Genomic DNA, 15,573 nt, shown 5'->3' with positions numbered 1-15,573 from the left:
CTCAGCCCGACAGCGCCAGGCCGGCCGCCAGCAGCACCCCGGTGACCAGGGTGAGCAGGCCGGTGGCCTGCAGCGCGGCGATCAGCGCGGGCCCGCGGCCGCCGGAGAGCACCACCCGGGACGGCGGCACCGCCAGCGGCGCGGCGGCCAGCGCGAGCAGCGCCCACGGCCGGGCCACCCCGATGGCGACGACGACGGCGAACGCGACCGCGAGCAGCCCGACGTAGGACCGCCGGGTCCGCGTGCCACCGAGCAGCACCGCCAGCGTGCGCTTGCCCACGCGCGCGTCGCCCTCGACGTCGCGCAGGTTGTTGACCACCAGCAGCGCCACCGACAGCAGCCCGATGGGCACCGCCGCGGCCAGCGCCAGCCCCTCCACCCGGCCGGTCTGCACGAACGTCGTCCCGGCCACGGCGACGAGGCCGAAGAAGACGAAGACGAACACCTCGCCCAGCGCCCGGTAGCCGTAGGGCAGCGGGCCGCCGGTGTACGTCCAGGCCGCCGCGATGCACACCGCGCCGACCGCGACCAGCCACCAGCTCGACAGCGCGGCCAGGACCAGCCCCGCGACCCCGGCGACGGCGAAGGCCAGCAGCGCGGCGACCAGCACCTGCCGCGCCGAGGCCGCACCGGAGCCGACCAGCCGCATCGGCCCGACCCGGTCGGCGTCGGTGCCGCGCTTGCCGTCGGAGTGGTCGTTGGCGTAGTTGACCGCCACCTGCAGGGCGAGGGCGACCAGCAGCGCCAGCAGCGCCGGGACCAGCCGGAAGCCGCCCAGCGCGGCCGCCGCGCCGCTGCCCACCAGGACCGGCGCCAGCGCGGCCGGCAGCGTGCGCGGCCGGGCGCCGGCCACCCACTGCGCGGGGGTGGCCATCACGACCTGCCGCTCACGGGCCGGCGACGGGACCCGGCAGGCGGGCCGTTCCCGTCCGTCACCGCGGCGGCGACCGCGCGGCGGTCGGGCTTGCCGGTGTGCAGCGTCGGCACCGCCGCGATGACGTGCAGCTCGCGCGGCGCCGACGGGCCGCCCAGCCGCTCGGCCACCCACGGCCGCAGCACGGCGAGGTCGGGCGCGGCGCCGCCGGCCGGCACCACGGCGGCCACCACCCGCTGCCCCCACTCCTCGTCGGGCCGGCCGAAGACGACGGCGTCGGCGACGGCGGGGTGCTCACGCAGGGCCCCCTCGACCGCCTGCGGGGCGACGTTCACCCCGCCCGTCACCACGACGTCGTCCAGCCGGCCGTGCACGGTCAGCCGCCCGTCGGGGCCGACCGACCCGGCGTCACGGGTGCGGAACTCCCCGCCGGCGAACGCCGCCGCGCTGCCGTCCGGGTCGCGCCGGTAGCCGAGCGCCAGCACCGGGCCGGCGACGGCGATCCCCCCGTCGTCCGCGCGGACGCGCACGCCGTCGAGCGGGACGCCGTCGTAGACGCAGCCGCCGGCCGTCTCGGTCATGCCGTACGTGGTCACCACCGCCACCCCCTCCTCGCGGGCCCGCGCCAGCAGCCCCGGGTCGGTGGCCGCACCGCCCACCAGCACGGCGTCGAACGCGCGCAGCGCCTCCGGCTCCCGCTCGAGGGAGCGGCGCAGCTGGGTGGGCACGAGGGCGGTGTAGCGCCGCTCGCCGCCGGTGCGCGCGACCGCCGCCGCCAGCGGCTCGCCGGGCCCGAGGACGGTGGGCTCGGTGCCGGCCAGCACCGAGCGGCACAGCACCTGCAGCCCGGCGATCGCCGACACCGGCAGGGCCAGCAGCCAGGTGCCCGGGCCGCCCAGCCGCGCCAGCGTCGCGGTGCCCGAGGCCCGCAGCGCCGCCGCCGGCAGCAGCACCCCGCGGCCGCGGCCGGTCGAGCCGGAGGTGACGACGACGAGGTCCGCGCCGTCCTCCAGCGGTTCCCCCGGCGCGAGGACCTCCCGGGCCGCGGTCTGCGGCGGCCCGGCGGGGAGGACGGCGAGCGGCGCGGACCCGTCGAGGCAGGCGCGGACGGCGGGCAGCACCGAGCCGAGGACGGCGGCGGGGGAGTCCGGCGCGGTGAGGACGGTCAGCTGCCGGGGCACGTCGAGCCAGGGTACGGAAGGCCCGGCATACGCTGGCGGGCGTGATCACCGCCGCCCTCCCGCCGGGGATCGACGAGCTGGCGGTCTGGTCGGTGCCCATGCGCACCCGCTTCCGCGGCATCGACGTCCGCGACGGGGTGCTGGTGCGCGGTCCGGGCGGCTGGGGCGAGTTCTCCCCGTTCTGGGACTACGACGCCGCCGAGAGCCGCCGCTGGTGGGCGGCCGCGGCCGAGGCGGCGGCCGGGGACTGGCCGGCCCCGGTGCGCGACACGGTGCCGGTCAACGTCACGGTGCCGGCGGTCGACGCCGACCGGGCGCACGCGGTCGTGGCCGCCTCGGGCTGCCGGACGGCGAAGGTGAAGGTGGCCGAACCCGGCCAGACGCCCGCCGACGACCTCGCCCGGGTGGAGGCGGTCCGCGACGCGCTGGGACCGGCCGGCGCCCTGCGGGTGGACGCCAACGCCGCCTGGGACGTCGACACCGCCGTCGCGCGGATCCGCGAGCTGGACCGGGTGGGCCTGGAGTACGTCGAGCAGCCCTGCGCCGGCCTCGGCGAGCTCGCCGCGCTGCGCCGACGGGTCGACGTCCGGGTGGCCGCCGACGAGGTGGTGCGGCGCGCGGCCGACCCGCTCGCGGTCGACCTGCGCGAGGCGTGCGACGTCGTCGTCCTCAAGGTGCAGCCGCTCGGCGGCGTGCGCGCGGCGCTGCGGGTGGCCGAGGCCCACGGCCTGCCGTGCGTGGTCTCCTCCGCGCTGGAGTCGTCGGTGGGCATCGCGGCCGGGGTGGCGCTGGCCGCGGCGCTGCCGGAGCTGCCGTTCGCCTGCGGGCTGGCCACGGTCGCGCTGCTGGCCGAGGACGTGGCGTCGGCGCCGCTGCTCCCGGTCGACGGCGCGCTGCCGGTGCGCGCGGTGGCGCCCGACCGGCGGGCCGCCGTCGCCGCCGACCCGGACACCACCGCCCGCTGGACCGGCCGGCTCGCGGCGGTGCTGGCCGCGTGAACCCCTCCACCGCGCTGGCCCGCGTGCTGGTCGACGAGCTGGCCCGGCACGGCGTCACCGACGCGGTGCTGGCCCCCGGCTCGCGCTCGGCGCCGGTCGCCCTGGCGCTGGCGGCGGCGGAGCGCGCCGGCGTGCTGCGGCTGCACGTGCGCGTCGACGAGCGGACGGCGGCCTTCCTCGCCCTCGGGCTGGCCCGCGCCTCGGGCCGGCCGGTGCCGGTCCTCACCACCTCCGGGACGGCGGCCGCGCACCTGCACGCCGCCGTCCTGGAGGCCGACGCGAGCGGCGTGCCGCTGCTGGCGCTGACCGCCGACCGGCCGCCGGAGCTGCGCGCCACCGGGGCGAACCAGACGGTCGAGCAGCCGGGGCTCTACGGCGGCGCGGTGCGCTGGGCGGCCGACGTCGGCGTGCCCGAGGCCGGCCGCGAGGAGGCGCAGAACCGCTACTGGCGCTCCCTGGTGTCGCGGGCGGTGCTGGCCGCCACCGGCGCGCTGTCGGCCGACCCCGGCCCGGTGCACCTGGACCTGCCCTTCCGCGAGCCGCTGCTGCCCGACGGGGAGCCCGGCGAGCTCACCGGTCCGTGGGCCGGCCGGCCCGGCGGCGCGCCGTGGACCGCCGGGTCGCCCGCGCCCGTGGTGTCCGCGCCGGTCGGCGCCGGGCCGCGCACGCTGGTCGTGGCCGGCGACGGGCCGACCGCCGTCGGCCGCGCCTGGGCCGACGGCGCCCGGGCGGCCGGCTGGCCGGTGGTCGCCGAGCCCAGCGGCGGCGCCTGGAGCGGAGGCGGCGTCCGCGGCGGGGCGCTGCTGCTCGGCGCCGCCGGCTGGCTGGACGCGCACCGCCCCGAGCGGGTGGTCGTGGTCGGCCGCCCGACGCTGTCCCGGCCGGTGTCGGCGCTGCTGGCCGACCCGCGCGTGCGGGTGGAGACCGTCGCCGTGGCGCCGCGCTGGCCCGACGCCGGCCGGACCAGCGCGGCGGTCGACCGGGCCGCCCCGCCGGCCGGAGCAGGGGCCGGCGACGGCTGGGCGGGGGCGTGGCGGGAGGCGGCCGGCCGGGTCGGGACGGCGGTCGACGCGCTGCTGGACGCCGCACCCGGGCTGACCGCGGCCCGCCTGGCCCGGGACGTGGTGGCCGCCCTGCCACCCGGGGCGCTGCTCGTGCTCGGCTCCTCGACGCCGGTGCGCGACGTCGACCGGCTCGCCGTCCCCCGCGGCGACCTCGCCGTGCTCGCCAACCGCGGCGTCGCCGGCATCGACGGCACCATCTCGACGGCGATCGGGGCGGCACTGGTGCACGGCGGCCCCGCGGTGGCGCTCCTGGGCGACCTCACCTTCCTGCACGACCTGCAGGGGCTGCTGACCGGCGAGGGGGAGCCGCGGCCGGACCTCACCCTGGTCGTCCCCGACAACGACGGCGGCGGGATCTTCGCCCAGCTCGAACCGGGGCGTCCCGCGCACGCCCGCGACTACCGGCGGGTGTTCGGGACGCCGCACGGCCGCGACCTGGTCGCCGTCGCCGCGGCGCTGGGCTGGGCGGCGACGGCGGTGACCACACCGCAGGAGCTCGCTACGGCGCTGGCCCTCGGCGGGCCCCGGGTGGTGGTGGCGCGCACCGACCAGCGCGCCGAGGCCGACCTCGCGGTCGCGATCCGCGACGCCGCGGCCGCCGCGCTGGCCTGACCAGCGGGAACGATCCGTCACACGACTGCCGGACGGGGAACACGCCGTCCGCGACACGCCGAGGACGGTCCGGTGTGACCCACGACACGGCGACAGTCGACATGACGACACGTAACGTTTTGGTCGCGCTCAGCAAACAGGAGCGCAGCGCCGGTCCGCCAAACCCTGCCCACCGCGCGCCTACCGACCAGTCCCAGGGCAGGGGTGGGGGAACCACTTCCGGCGCGCGACGGCCCACAGGGGCCTGACGGAGCGCGCCTCCGGGGTGAAGCCGCGAACCGCGGCCGGGCACCGATCGCCCGAACCCGACAGCTCACCTCGCCGGCGGTGATCGGGAGATCATCACCATGGCCAAGCACCGCGCACCCCGCTACGTCCGCACCAAGAAGGTCATCGCCAAGGCCCCTGTCGCCGCCGGCGCCACCGTGGTCGGGCTCGGCGTCCTCAGCTCGCCCGCCTCGGCGGCCACCACCCACGACTGGACCGGCGTCGCCCAGTGCGAGTCGAGCGGCAACTGGAGCATCAACACCGGCAACGGCTACTACGGCGGCCTGCAGTTCAGCCAGTCGACCTGGGCCGCGTTCGGCGGCACCGACCTGGCCCCGCGCGCCGACCTCGCCACCCCCGCCCAGCAGGTCGAGGTCGCCGAGCGCGTCCTGGCCGGCCAGGGCATCGGCGCGTGGCCGAGCTGCGGCAAGTACCTGACCGACGGCACCACCGCGGCCGCCGCCGAGGCACCCGCGACCGCGGCTCCCGCGGCCACGGCTCCGGCCGCCACGGCTCCGGCGCCCACGGCTCCTGCCACCTCGGCTCCCGCCGAGCAGCCCGCCGCCGAGCAGCACTCCCGCGACGACCACGACGCCGGCGGCTACGGCCGGCACGCCGCCTCCGGGAACGGCTACGCGGTCGAGCGCGGCGACACCATCCAGCGGATCGCCGCCGCGCACGGCGAGAAGTGGCGCGACCTCTACCAGCGCAACGCCGACACGATCGGCGGCAACCCGAACCGGATCTACCCCGGCCAGGTGCTCGCGCTCGCCGGGTCGGCGACCGAGGCGCCCGCCCCGGCCGCCCCCACGGCCACCGCCGGCCAGTCCGCGCCCACCGCCGCGGTCGCCCCGCTGGCCCAGGCCGCCCCCGAGGTCGCCTCGGCCGGCGCGACCGCGACGATCACCAACTCCGCCGGCCCGGTCCACGCCGTGGTGCAGGCGGCCGCGAACACCGTCGTCAGCAACGTGCCCGGTGCCGCCGGCATCACCCTGGGCGGCACCCGCGGCAGCGCCGTCGACCCGAACGGCCACCCGTCCGGCCTGGCCCTGGACTACATGGTCGCGTCGGACGCCGCCCTCGGCGACGCGATCGCCCAGTACCACGTCGACCACTGGGAGGAGCTCGGCGTCTCCTACGTCATCTGGGAGCAGCGGATCCTGACCTCGCCGACCGGCACCTGGAAGGCCATGGAGGACCGCGGCAGCGCGACCGCCAACCACATGGACCACGTGCACGTGAACTACGTCGGCTGACGCGCGACGCCACGGGGCCCCGACCGCCACCCGCGGTCGGGGCCCCGTCGTCCGCCCGGGCTCACCCGGGCCGGCGCCACACCAGGAGGTAGCGCCAGAACAGCAGCCGCCGCACCCGCACCCCGGGCAGCACCGCGGTCGCCCGGCGCCGCACCTCGCGCACCGTCAGCTCCGGCTCCCGCAGCGGCATCCCCGGCGGCGGCCCGGCCCAGCGGCGGCCGCGCAGGGCCCGGCCCAGCCCGACGGCCCGGTGCAGCACGGCGGCGAGCAGCTCCACCGGCAGCTCGCGGGGCAGGTCGGTGCGCGGCAGCGCCACCATCGCCAGCACCCCGCCCGGCCGCAACGCCGCGGCGAGGGTGCGCAGCGCCTCCTCCAGCGGCAGGTGGTGCAGCACGCTCACGCCGACGACGGCGTCGTAGCCGCCCGCGGGCAGCCCGAGCTCCAGCACGTCGCCCTCGAGCACGCGGACCCCCGGCGGCACCCGCGCCCGGGCGAGCGCGGCCATCGCCGGCGAGCGGTCGACGGCGTCCACGGCGGCGACCCGGGCGGCGAGGGCGGCGGCCAGGTCGCCGGTGCCGCAGCCGACCTCGAGCACCCGCTCGCAGCGCGGCGGCAGCGCGCGCAGCAGCAGCCGCCCGTAGTGCGCGTTGTGGTCCCAGGACGGGTCCGGGACCACGGGGGTCAGCTCTCCAGCGCGGCCTGGACGGCGGCGAACTTCGACTGGGTCTCGGCCAGCTCGGCGGCGGGGTCGGAGCCGGCCACGATGCCGCAGCCGGCGAACAGCCGCGCCGAGCACGGGTCGTCGTCGGAGAGCTGGGCGCAGCGCAGGGCCAGGCCGAACTCGCCGTCCCCGCGGGCGTCGAGCCAGCCGACCGGCCCGGCGTACCGGCCGCGGTCGAACCCCTCGAGCTCGGCGATCAGCGCGGCGGCCCGGTCCGGCGGGGTGCCGCAGACGGCGGCGGTCGGGTGCACCGCGTCGACCAGCTCGAGCAGGCCCGCCGCCCCGCGGCGGCCCGACCGGCGCTGCGTGCCGGTGACGTCGGTGGCCAGGTGCCGCACGTTGGCCAGGGTCAGCAGCGAGGGCCCGTCGGGCACCGACAGCGCGGTGCAGTAGGGGTCCAGCGCGCGCACCAGCGAGTCGACGGCGAGGGCGTGCTCGGCGCGGTCCTTGGCGCTGTCCATCAGCCCCGCGGCCAGCCGCTCGTCCTCGGCGCCCGCGCCGCGCGGGGCGGTGCCGGCCAGGACGCGCGCGGACAGCTCCCGGCCGGTACGCCGCAGCAGCAGCTCCGGGGTGGCGCCGAGCAGCCCGTCGACGGCGAAGGTCCAGCAGTCGGGGAAGCGGGCGGCCAGCCGGTCGAGCAACCGGCGCGGGTCGAGCGGGGCGTCGGCCGTGACGAGCAGGTCGCGGGCGAGCACGACCTTGGCCAGGTCGCCGTCGTCGATGCGCGCCACCGCGGCGGCCACCGCCGAGCACCACGACGCGGGGTCGAGCACGCCGTCGGCGTAGCGCAGCCGGGCCGGCGACGGCGGCAGTGGCCCGGTGGCCGCGAGGACGTCGCGCGGGTCGACGTCGCCGGTGGTGGTCAGCCACGCGACGCCGTGCCGCCGGCCGACGACGACCTCCGGGACGACGAACACCGACGTCCCCGCGGCCGGGTCGAAGGCGATGCTGCCGAACACGACCGGGCCCGAGCCGGGGACGCCGACGCCGTCGTCGACCACCAGCCCGGCGCTGCGGTCGGCCCACCAGGCCGCGGCCTCGGCGAGCGCGCCGGGCCCGGAGACCTCGAGCCGGTCGGCCTCGCCCCAGCCCACCAGACCCTCGCCGCGGCGCACCCAGGACAGCGCGCCGTCGCGGGGCAGCAGGCGCAGCAGGTCGGGGGAGTCGGCCAGCGGGACCGTCGTGACGGCGGGCGCGACGGCGTCCGGCGAGGTCAGCGCAGCCGCGGTCACGCCTCCAGGGTAGGAGGCCGGTAGCGTCGGCCGCCGTGGGTTCCCGGCGAGACAGCGCACACAGGCCCGGGGTGCGGGCCGGACTGGACAAGCAGCCGCGCGACGTCGCCGCCATGTTCGACCGGGTGGCGCGCCGCTACGACATCACCAACACGGTGCTCTCCGGTGGGCTGGACGCCGGCTGGCGGCGGGCCACCCGCGAGGCGCTGGGCGCGCAGCCGGGCCAGACCGTCCTCGACGTCGCCGCCGGCACCGCGGTGTCCACCGTCGAGCTCGCGGCCGGCGGCGTGCACGCCATCGCCTGCGACTTCTCCCAGGGGATGCTGCGCGCCGGCGCCGCGCGGCCGGTGCCCAAGGTGGCCGGCGACGCGATGGCCCTGCCGCTGGCCGACGCCAGCGTCGACGGGCTGGTCATCTCCTTCGGGCTGCGCAACGTGGCCGACCCCGACGTCGCGCTGCGCGAGTTCGCCCGCGTGGTGCGGCCGGGCGGGACGCTGGTGGTCTGCGAGTTCTCCAGCCCGACCTGGGCGCCGTTCCGCACCGTCTACACCGAGTACCTCATGCGCGCGCTGCCGCGGATCGCCGGCGCGGTGAGCAGCAACCCCGACGCCTACGTCTACCTCGCCGAGTCGATCCGCGCCTGGCCCGACCAGCCCGCGCTGGCCGCGCGCATCCAGGCCGCGGGCTGGGCCGGCGTCGAGTGGCGCGACCTCACCGGCGGCATCGTCGCCCTCCACCGCGCCCGCCGCCCGTAGGCGCGCGGACGACGGCTCCACGCCGCTACCGCGGGGATAGCTTCTGAGCATGACGACACCGTTCCCGCTGCCCGAGCCGCCCGGTCCGTCACCGTCGCCGGTCGACCCGGTCCCCGTGCCCTCGCCGGCCCCGGTCCCGCAGCCCAGCCCCACGGACCCGACCGCCCCGCCGCCCACCGGGCCCGCTCCCGTCTGACCCGGCCGCCGCGGTGGCCGACCGCCGCTTCCCCGACCGGCGCGACGCCGGCCGGCAGCTCGCCGCGCTCCTGACCGACCCCGCCCGTGCCGCCGCGGTCCCGCTCGGGCCCGGGGTGCTCGTCCTCGGCCTGCCCCGCGGCGGGGTGCTCGTCGCCGCCGAGGTGGCCGCGGCGCTGGGGGCGGAGCTCGACGTCGTCGCCGTCCGCAAGCTCGGCCTGCCCGGCCACCCGGAGCTGGCGATGGGGGCGCTCGCGGCGGTCGGGGACACCGTCGAGAGCGTCCGCAGCGAGGTGGTCCTGGCCCGCCACGCGGTCGACGACGACGCCGCCGCCGAGGTCCGCCGGGCCGAGCTCGCCGAGCTGCGCCGCCGCCAGGTGGCCTACCGCGGCGACCGGCCGCCCCCGCGCCTCGCCGGCCGCACCGTCGTCCTGGTCGACGACGGGCTGGCCACCGGCTCGACCGTGCGCGCCGCGCTGGCCGCCGTGCGCCGCGCCGGGCCCGCCGCCGTCGTCGTCGCCGTCCCCGTCGGGTCGCCCGAGGTGTGCGCCGCGCTGGACGCCGACGAGGTGGTCTGCCCGCTGACCCCGGTCCCGTTCGGTGCCGTCGGCCGGTACTACGACGACTTCGGCCAGACCACCGACGACGAGGTGCGGGCGGCCCTGGCGCGGGCCCCCGCCTAGGCTCGGACGGCGGTCCGGCAGGGCCGCAGCCGAGCACCGAGGGGGCCAGCGCGTGACCGATCCGACCGCCGGGGGCAGCGCCGACGTCGTGGTGGTCGGGGCCGGCCCGGCGGGGTCGGCCGCCGCGTGGACGCTGGCCACCGCCGGCCTCGACGTCGTCGTGCTGGAGAAGGCGCGCTTCCCCCGCGAGAAGGTCTGCGGCGACGGGCTGACGCCGCGGGCGGTGAAGGCCCTCGACGACATGGGGATCGACGTCTCACCGGCCGGCGGTTGGGTGCGGCACCGGGGCCTGCGGGTCTTCGGCGGCGGCCAGGTGGTCGAGGTGGACTGGCCGACGCTGGACTCCTGGCCGTCGTACGGGCTCATCCGCGCACGCCGGGACCTCGACCCGATGCTGGCCGAGCACGCCGTCGCGGCCGGTGCCCGGCTCGAGCAGGAGGTCACCGTCACCGACCCGCTGCTCGACGACGCCGGCCGGGTCGCCGGTGTGCGCGCCCAGGCCGGGCCGGGGCGGGAACCGGTCACCTGGCGGGCGCCGCTGGTGGTCTCCGCCGAGGGCCTGTCGGGCCGGCTGGCCAAGGCCATCGGGCTCACCCGCCGCGAGGACCGCCCGCTCGGTGTCGCCGTCCGCCGGTACGTCGAGACCCCGCGCGGTGAGGACCCCTGGCTCGACATCTCCTTCGACCTCTCCGCCGAGGGCCCCACCGCCGACTCGATGCCCGGCTACGGCTGGTCGTTCGGCATGGGCGACGGCACCGCCAACGTCGGCTTCGGGCTGCTCGACACCCGCCGCGCCGGCCAGGCCGACCCGCGCACCGTGCTGCGGCGGTGGCTGGCCACCCTCCCGCCGGAGTGGCAGCTCGGCGAGGAGCACGCGGTGACCCCGCTGCGTGGCGCCGGGCTGCCGATGGCGCTGGCCCGCGGCCCGGCCTACACCCGCGGCCTGCTGCTGGCCGGCGACACCGCCGGAGTGGTCAACCCGTTCAACGGCGAGGGCATCAGCTACGCCCTGGAGACCGGCCGGATGGCGGGGGAGACCGCCGCCGCGGCCCTGGCCGCCCCGGAGGGCCCCGCCCGCGAGGCGGTGCTGCGCCGCTACCCCGAGCGGCTGCGCGAGGAGTACGGCCGCCACCACCGCCTCGGCACCGCGTTCCTCGCGCTGCTCGACCGGCCGGCGCTGGTCCGGTTCGCCACCGCCCACGGGCTCAAGCGCCCGGCCATGGTCCGCGCCGCGCTGCGGCTGATGGGCAACCTCTCCGACGGCCGCGACGGCGACCGCTTCGACCGCGTGGTCGCCCTGCTCACCCGCCTGACGCCGTCGGTCTGAACCCGGGCTCGGCCGGAGCGTGACCAGACCGTGACGCGCCGACGTGAAGTCACTCACCCCCTGTGCTTCTCATCGTCGTGGGGGAGGCATAGGCTCGTCCCCGTCGCTTTGTGAATTTCTTCACAAGCTCGTGTCGTCGTCCCGACGTCGAAGGGGGGAGCCGGTGCTCTCGACCTACGTGCCCATCGTGGGCCTCTTCGCGCTGGCCGCCGCCTTCGCGCTGTTCTCCGTGGCGGTCGCGCCGTTCGTCGGCCCGCGCCGCTACAACCGGGCGAAGCTCGAGGCCTACGAGTGCGGCATCGAGCCGGTCGACCAGCCGCTGCACGGCGGCCGCTTCCCGGTGAAGTACTACCTGACGGCGATGCTCTTCATCGTCTTCGACATCGAGATCGTCTTCCTCTACCCGTGGGCCGTCGCCAACGACGCGCTGGGCGTGTTCGGCCTGGTCGAGATGGTCGTGTTCATCGCGACGGTCTTCCTCGCCTACGCCTACGTCTGGCGCCGCGGCGGTCTCGAGTGGGACTGACGGCCATGACACCCACGGCCATGACACCCACGGCCACGACACCCACGACGCAGGCCGCGACGACACCGGCCGCGACACAGGCCGCGACGACACCGGCCACGACACCGACGACCCCCACGGCAGGGAGCTGAGATGGGCCTCGAGGAGAAGCTGCCCAGCGGGTTCCTGCTGACCAGCGTCGAGAAGCTGGTCAACTGGACCCGCAAGTCCTCGCTGTGGCCGGCCACCTTCGGGCTGGCCTGCTGCGCGATCGAGATGATGGCCACCGGCGCCGGCCGCTACGACCTGGCCCGCTTCGGCATGGAGGTCTTCCGTGCCTCGCCGCGCCAGGCGGACCTCATGATCGTCGCCGGCCGCGTGAGCCAGAAGATGGCGCCGGTCCTGCGGCAGATCTACGACCAGATGCCCGAGCCGCGCTGGGTGCTCGCCATGGGGGTGTGCGCCAGCTCCGGCGGCATGTTCAACAACTACGCGGTGGTGCAGGGCGTCGACCACGTCGTCCCGGTGGACATGTACCTGCCCGGGTGCCCGCCGCGCCCGGAGATGCTCATGGACGCCATCCTCAAGCTGCACCACAAGATCCAGAACGAGCCGCTCGGCGAGCGGCGGGCCCGCCAGCTCGAGCGCGACCGGGCCGAGGGCCGGGCGCGCGACCTGCTGGTCGAGATGCCCTCCAGCGTCCGCGTCGACAGGGCGGCCCGCCGCGCCTACGAGGAGGCCGCGGCCGCCGGGCGCACCGGCCAGTTCGCCATCGAGCAGCGCGGCGGCAAGGCCGTCCTGCTGCCCGAGCCGTACGTGCGGAGCGACCGGTGACCGGCCCCGGCGACCGCAGCGGCACCGACGCCGGCCAGGGCGCCACCGCACCGAGCGGCGGGTTCCGCAAGGGCGCCTTCGGCGTCTCCGGCAGCGGTGACACGTCCGGCTTCGGCGGCCTCGTCCGGGTCGAGCCCGGCGGCGCGGTGGCCCTGCACTCCACCGACCGGCCCTACGGCGGCTGGTTCGACGAGGTCACCGACGCGCTGATCGAGGCCGTCGGCGAGGCCACCTACGCCGCCGCGGTCTCCCGGGTGCTGGTCGACCGCGGGGAGATCACCTACTTCGTCGCCCGCGAGCACCTGCTCACACTGGTGCAGGCCCTGCGCGACGACGACGCGCTGCGCTTCGAGCTGTGCAGCAGCGTCTCCGGCGTCGACTACGAGGGCAGCGGCGGTCCCGCGGCGACGCCGGGCCGGCCCCGACTGCACGTCGTCTACCACCTGACCTCGATGACCTACCGGCGACGGATCCGGCTGGAGGTGGCGGTGACGGTGGAGGACCCGCACGTCCCGTCGGTGGCGTCGGTGTACCCCACGGCGGACTGGCACGAGCGGGAGACCTACGACATGTTCGGCGTCGTCTTCGACGGCCACCCGGCGCTGACCCGGATCCTCATGCCCGACGACTGGGACGGGCACCCGCAGCGCAAGGACTACCCGCTCGGCGGCGTCCCGGTCGAGTACCACGGCGCGACCGTCCCGCCCCCCGACACCCGGCGGAGCTACCGGTGACCACGACCCACGACCCCTACGCCGGGTCCCGCGAGACCACCGAGGGCCGCGTCTACACCGTCACCGGTGGCGACTGGGACCAGGCGTTCGGCGGCGACCTCACCGGCGAGGAGCGCCTCGTCGTCAACATGGGGCCGCAGCACCCCTCGACGCACGGCGTCCTCCGCCTGGTGCTCGACCTCGAGGGCGAGACGGTGACCAAGGCGCGGGTGGTCATCGGCTACCTGCACACCGGCATCGAGAAGAACGTCGAGTACCGCAACTGGACGCAGGGCACGACGTTCGTGACGCGGATGGACTACCTGTCCCCGCTGTACAACGAGACCGCCTACTGCCTGGCCGTCGAGAAGCTGCTCGGCATCGAGGCGCCGCTGCGCGCGCAGACCATCCGGGTGCTGGTCATGGAGATCAACCGGATCGCCTCGCACCTGGTCGGCCTGGCCACCGGCGGCATGGAGCTCGGCGCGCTCACCGGCATGACCAACGGCTTCCGCGAGCGCGAGCTGTGCCTCGACCTGCTCGAGGAGATCACCGGCCTGCGGATGAACCACGCCTACGTCCGCCCCGGCGGCGTCGCGCAGGACCTGCCGCCCGGCGCGGTCGAGTCCATCCGCGAGTGGCTGACCGTCATGCCCGAGCGGCTGGCCGGCTACCACAAGCTCCTCACCGGACAGCCGATCTGGCAGCGCCGGCTCAAGGACGTCGGCTACCTCGACGTCACCGGCTGCCTGGCGCTCGGCGTCACCGGCCCCGTGCTGCGCGCCGCCGGGCTGCCCTGGGACCTGCGCCGGACCGAGCCCTACCTCGGCTACCAGGACTACGACTTCGAGGTGCCGACCGCCGACACCTCCGACGCCTGGGGCCGCTACCTGGTCCGCATGGCCGAGATGTTCGAGTCGCTCACGATCGTCCGGCAGGCCCTCGACCGGCTCGAGCCGGGTCCGGTGATGGTCGAGGACCGCAAGATCGCCTGGCCGGCGCAGCTGTCGCTGGGCGCCGACGGCATGGGCAACTCCCTCGAGCACGTCCGCCACATCATGGGCACCTCGATGGAGGCCCTCATCCACCACTTCAAGCTGGTCACCGAGGGCTTCCGGGTCCCGGCCGGCCAGGTGTACGTGCCGGTGGAGTCCCCGCGCGGGGAGCTCGGCTACCACGTGGTCAGCGACGGCGGCACCCGCCCGTTCCGCGTCCACGTGCGCGACCCCAGCTTCGTCAACCTGCAGGCGACCGCGGCGATGAGCGAGGGCGGCATGATCGCCGACGTCATCGCGGCCATCGCCTCCATCGACCCCGTGATGGGGGGAGTCGACCGATGAGTGCGCTGCCGGGATCGGCGGAGGGCGCGGCGACGACGGGGCTGGTCGACAGCCCCGTCGAGCCGGTGACCGCGGACCTGCCGCCGCTGACCGAGCAGACCCGGCTGGAGGCGCGGGAGATCATCGCCCGCTACCCGCAGCCCCGCTCGGCGCTGCTGCCGATGCTGCACCTGGTGCAGAGCTACCAGGGCTACGTCTCGCCCGAGGGCGTGGCGCTGTGCGCCGAGGAGCTGGGCCTGACCAAGGCCGAGGTCGGCGCGGTGGCGACCTTCTACACGATGTACAAGCGCCGCCCGACCGGCCGGCACCTGGTCAGCGTCTGCACGAACACGCTGTGCGCCGTCCTCGGCGGGCAGCGGATCATGGACGCGCTCTCGGCCGACCTCGGCGTCCACCACGACGAGACCGCGGCCGACGGCTCGGTCACCCTCGAGCACGCCGAGTGCCTGGCCGCCTGCGACTACGCGCCGGTGGTCACCGTCGACTACGAGTTCTACGACCAGCAGGACGTCGAGGGCGCCCGGGCCCTCGTGGCGGCGCTGCGCCGGGGCGAGAAGCCGCACCCGACCCGCGGGGCGCCGCTGACCGACTTCCGGGGCGTCTCCCGCCAGCTCGCCGGCTTCTCCCAGCACGCCGACGCCGCGGCCGCCGGGGCCGCCGTCGACGCGCCGGGGGAGTGGGGCCCGACGCTGGCCGGCGTCCGGCTGGCCGCCGAGCGCGGCGAGTCCGCCCCGCCGATGAGCGGCCCCGAGCCGGAGCCCACCGACACCGGAGAGCCCGCCGAGACGGTCGCGCCCTCGGGGCAGGCCGGCCAGACGCCCGAGAAGGAGGCCGCCGACGCCCGCGTCGCCGCGGCCGACAACCCCGCCGAGCGGGCCGGCGCCGCGCAGACCCACCCCGACGAGGGCACCGAGTACGGCCGCACGACGCCACCCGGGTCCCGTCCCACCCCCGACACCCCCGCGGGCACCGAGCCGGGCACCTCCGGCCAGGGCCCCGCGACCCGGGAGGCCTGA

The 15,573-nt window shown here is 77.3% G+C and carries 15 protein-coding genes and 1 riboswitch; of the genes, 11 read left to right on the top strand and 4 right to left on the bottom strand.

All coding sequences use genetic code 11. The features are described from left to right. Position 1 precedes the first annotated feature (1 nt). Together LY71_RS02395 and menE are read right to left on the bottom strand one after the other, a co-directional pair. Positions 2–874 carry a 1,4-dihydroxy-2-naphthoate polyprenyltransferase gene (locus LY71_RS02395; protein ID WP_106275333.1) on the bottom strand — a complete coding sequence of 291 codons (873 nt, stop codon included), beginning with the start codon at positions 872–874 and terminating at the stop codon, positions 2–4. After that, positions 874–2,055 carry an o-succinylbenzoate--CoA ligase gene (menE, locus tag LY71_RS02390; protein WP_106275332.1) on the bottom strand — a complete coding sequence of 394 codons (1,182 nt, stop codon included), beginning with the start codon at positions 2,053–2,055 and terminating at the stop codon, positions 874–876. Before menE ends, LY71_RS02395 begins: the two co-directional genes overlap by 1 nt. 41 nt (positions 2,056–2,096) lie before the next feature. Between menE and LY71_RS02385 the strand changes: the two genes are divergently transcribed. The 3 genes from LY71_RS02385 (at position 2,097) to LY71_RS23665 (ending at position 6,252) form a co-directional block, all read left to right on the top strand. Beyond that, positions 2,097–3,053 (top strand): o-succinylbenzoate synthase, encoded by a 957-nt coding sequence (locus LY71_RS02385; RefSeq protein WP_245887604.1) that lies wholly within the window; start codon positions 2,097–2,099, stop codon positions 3,051–3,053. Next, on the top strand, positions 3,050–4,729 hold the full coding sequence (gene menD, locus LY71_RS02380; RefSeq protein ID WP_106275331.1) for a 2-succinyl-5-enolpyruvyl-6-hydroxy-3-cyclohexene-1-carboxylic-acid synthase: 1,680 nt from the start codon (positions 3,050–3,052) through the stop codon (positions 4,727–4,729). The genes LY71_RS02385 and menD overlap by 4 nt, the downstream gene beginning before the upstream one ends. Before the next feature lie 174 nt (positions 4,730–4,903). After that, positions 4,904–5,072: riboswitch (cyclic di-AMP (ydaO/yuaA leader) on the top strand. Positions 5,073–5,076: 4 nt separating this feature from the next. Beyond that, a complete protein-coding gene (locus tag LY71_RS23665) occupies positions 5,077–6,252 on the top strand; it encodes a transglycosylase family protein (RefSeq protein WP_211297093.1) in 1,176 nt (391 codons plus the stop codon). 61 nt (positions 6,253–6,313) lie between these two features. Here the strand turns inward: LY71_RS23665 and LY71_RS02365 are convergent, their stop codons facing one another. Next, complete coding sequence (locus tag LY71_RS02365) at positions 6,314–6,928, bottom strand: class I SAM-dependent methyltransferase (protein ID WP_106275330.1); 615 nt, start codon at positions 6,926–6,928, stop codon at positions 6,314–6,316. Positions 6,929–6,933: 5 nt separating this feature from the next. Continuing rightward, complete coding sequence (locus LY71_RS02360; RefSeq protein WP_106275329.1) at positions 6,934–8,205, bottom strand: isochorismate synthase; 1,272 nt, start codon at positions 8,203–8,205, stop codon at positions 6,934–6,936. Positions 8,206–8,276: 71 nt separating this feature from the next. Between LY71_RS02360 and LY71_RS02355 the strand changes: the two genes are divergently transcribed. The 8 genes from LY71_RS02355 to nuoE all read left to right on the top strand — a co-directional run bounded on the left by LY71_RS02355 (position 8,277) and on the right by nuoE (position 15,573). Then, entirely contained in the window at positions 8,277–8,960 is a 684-nt protein-coding gene (locus LY71_RS02355; RefSeq protein WP_245887603.1) for a demethylmenaquinone methyltransferase, read from the top strand. 209 nt (positions 8,961–9,169) lie between these two features. After that, entirely contained in the window at positions 9,170–9,838 is a 669-nt protein-coding gene (locus LY71_RS02350; RefSeq protein WP_106275327.1) for a phosphoribosyltransferase, read from the top strand. Between the two features lie 52 nt (positions 9,839–9,890). Beyond that, positions 9,891–11,165 carry a geranylgeranyl reductase family protein gene (locus LY71_RS02345; protein WP_106275326.1) on the top strand — a complete coding sequence of 425 codons (1,275 nt, stop codon included), beginning with the start codon at positions 9,891–9,893 and terminating at the stop codon, positions 11,163–11,165. Between the two features lie 163 nt (positions 11,166–11,328). After that, positions 11,329–11,691: an NADH-quinone oxidoreductase subunit A gene (locus tag LY71_RS02340; RefSeq protein ID WP_106275325.1), complete on the top strand. Its 363-nt coding sequence runs from the start codon at positions 11,329–11,331 to the stop codon at positions 11,689–11,691. A 132-nt stretch (positions 11,692–11,823) separates the two neighbouring features. After that, on the top strand, positions 11,824–12,504 hold the full coding sequence (locus tag LY71_RS02335) for a NuoB/complex I 20 kDa subunit family protein (RefSeq protein WP_106275324.1): 681 nt from the start codon (positions 11,824–11,826) through the stop codon (positions 12,502–12,504). Then, positions 12,501–13,238: an NADH-quinone oxidoreductase subunit C gene (locus tag LY71_RS02330; RefSeq protein ID WP_106275323.1), complete on the top strand. Its 738-nt coding sequence runs from the start codon at positions 12,501–12,503 to the stop codon at positions 13,236–13,238. Before LY71_RS02335 ends, LY71_RS02330 begins: the two co-directional genes overlap by 4 nt. Then, entirely contained in the window at positions 13,235–14,557 is a 1,323-nt protein-coding gene (locus LY71_RS02325) for an NADH-quinone oxidoreductase subunit D (protein WP_106275322.1), read from the top strand. The genes LY71_RS02330 and LY71_RS02325 overlap by 4 nt, the downstream gene beginning before the upstream one ends. Continuing rightward, positions 14,554–15,573 (top strand): NADH-quinone oxidoreductase subunit NuoE, encoded by a 1,020-nt coding sequence (gene nuoE / locus LY71_RS02320; protein ID WP_106275321.1) that lies wholly within the window; start codon positions 14,554–14,556, stop codon positions 15,571–15,573. Before LY71_RS02325 ends, nuoE begins: the two co-directional genes overlap by 4 nt.

Origin of the sequence: Geodermatophilus tzadiensis (assembly GCF_003002915.1) — a bacterium.
Taxonomy (GTDB): domain Bacteria; phylum Actinomycetota; class Actinomycetes; order Mycobacteriales; family Geodermatophilaceae; genus Geodermatophilus; species Geodermatophilus tzadiensis.
The sequence above is the reverse complement of the archived record's forward strand: the minus strand, read 5'-3'. Positions and strand labels throughout refer to the sequence as shown.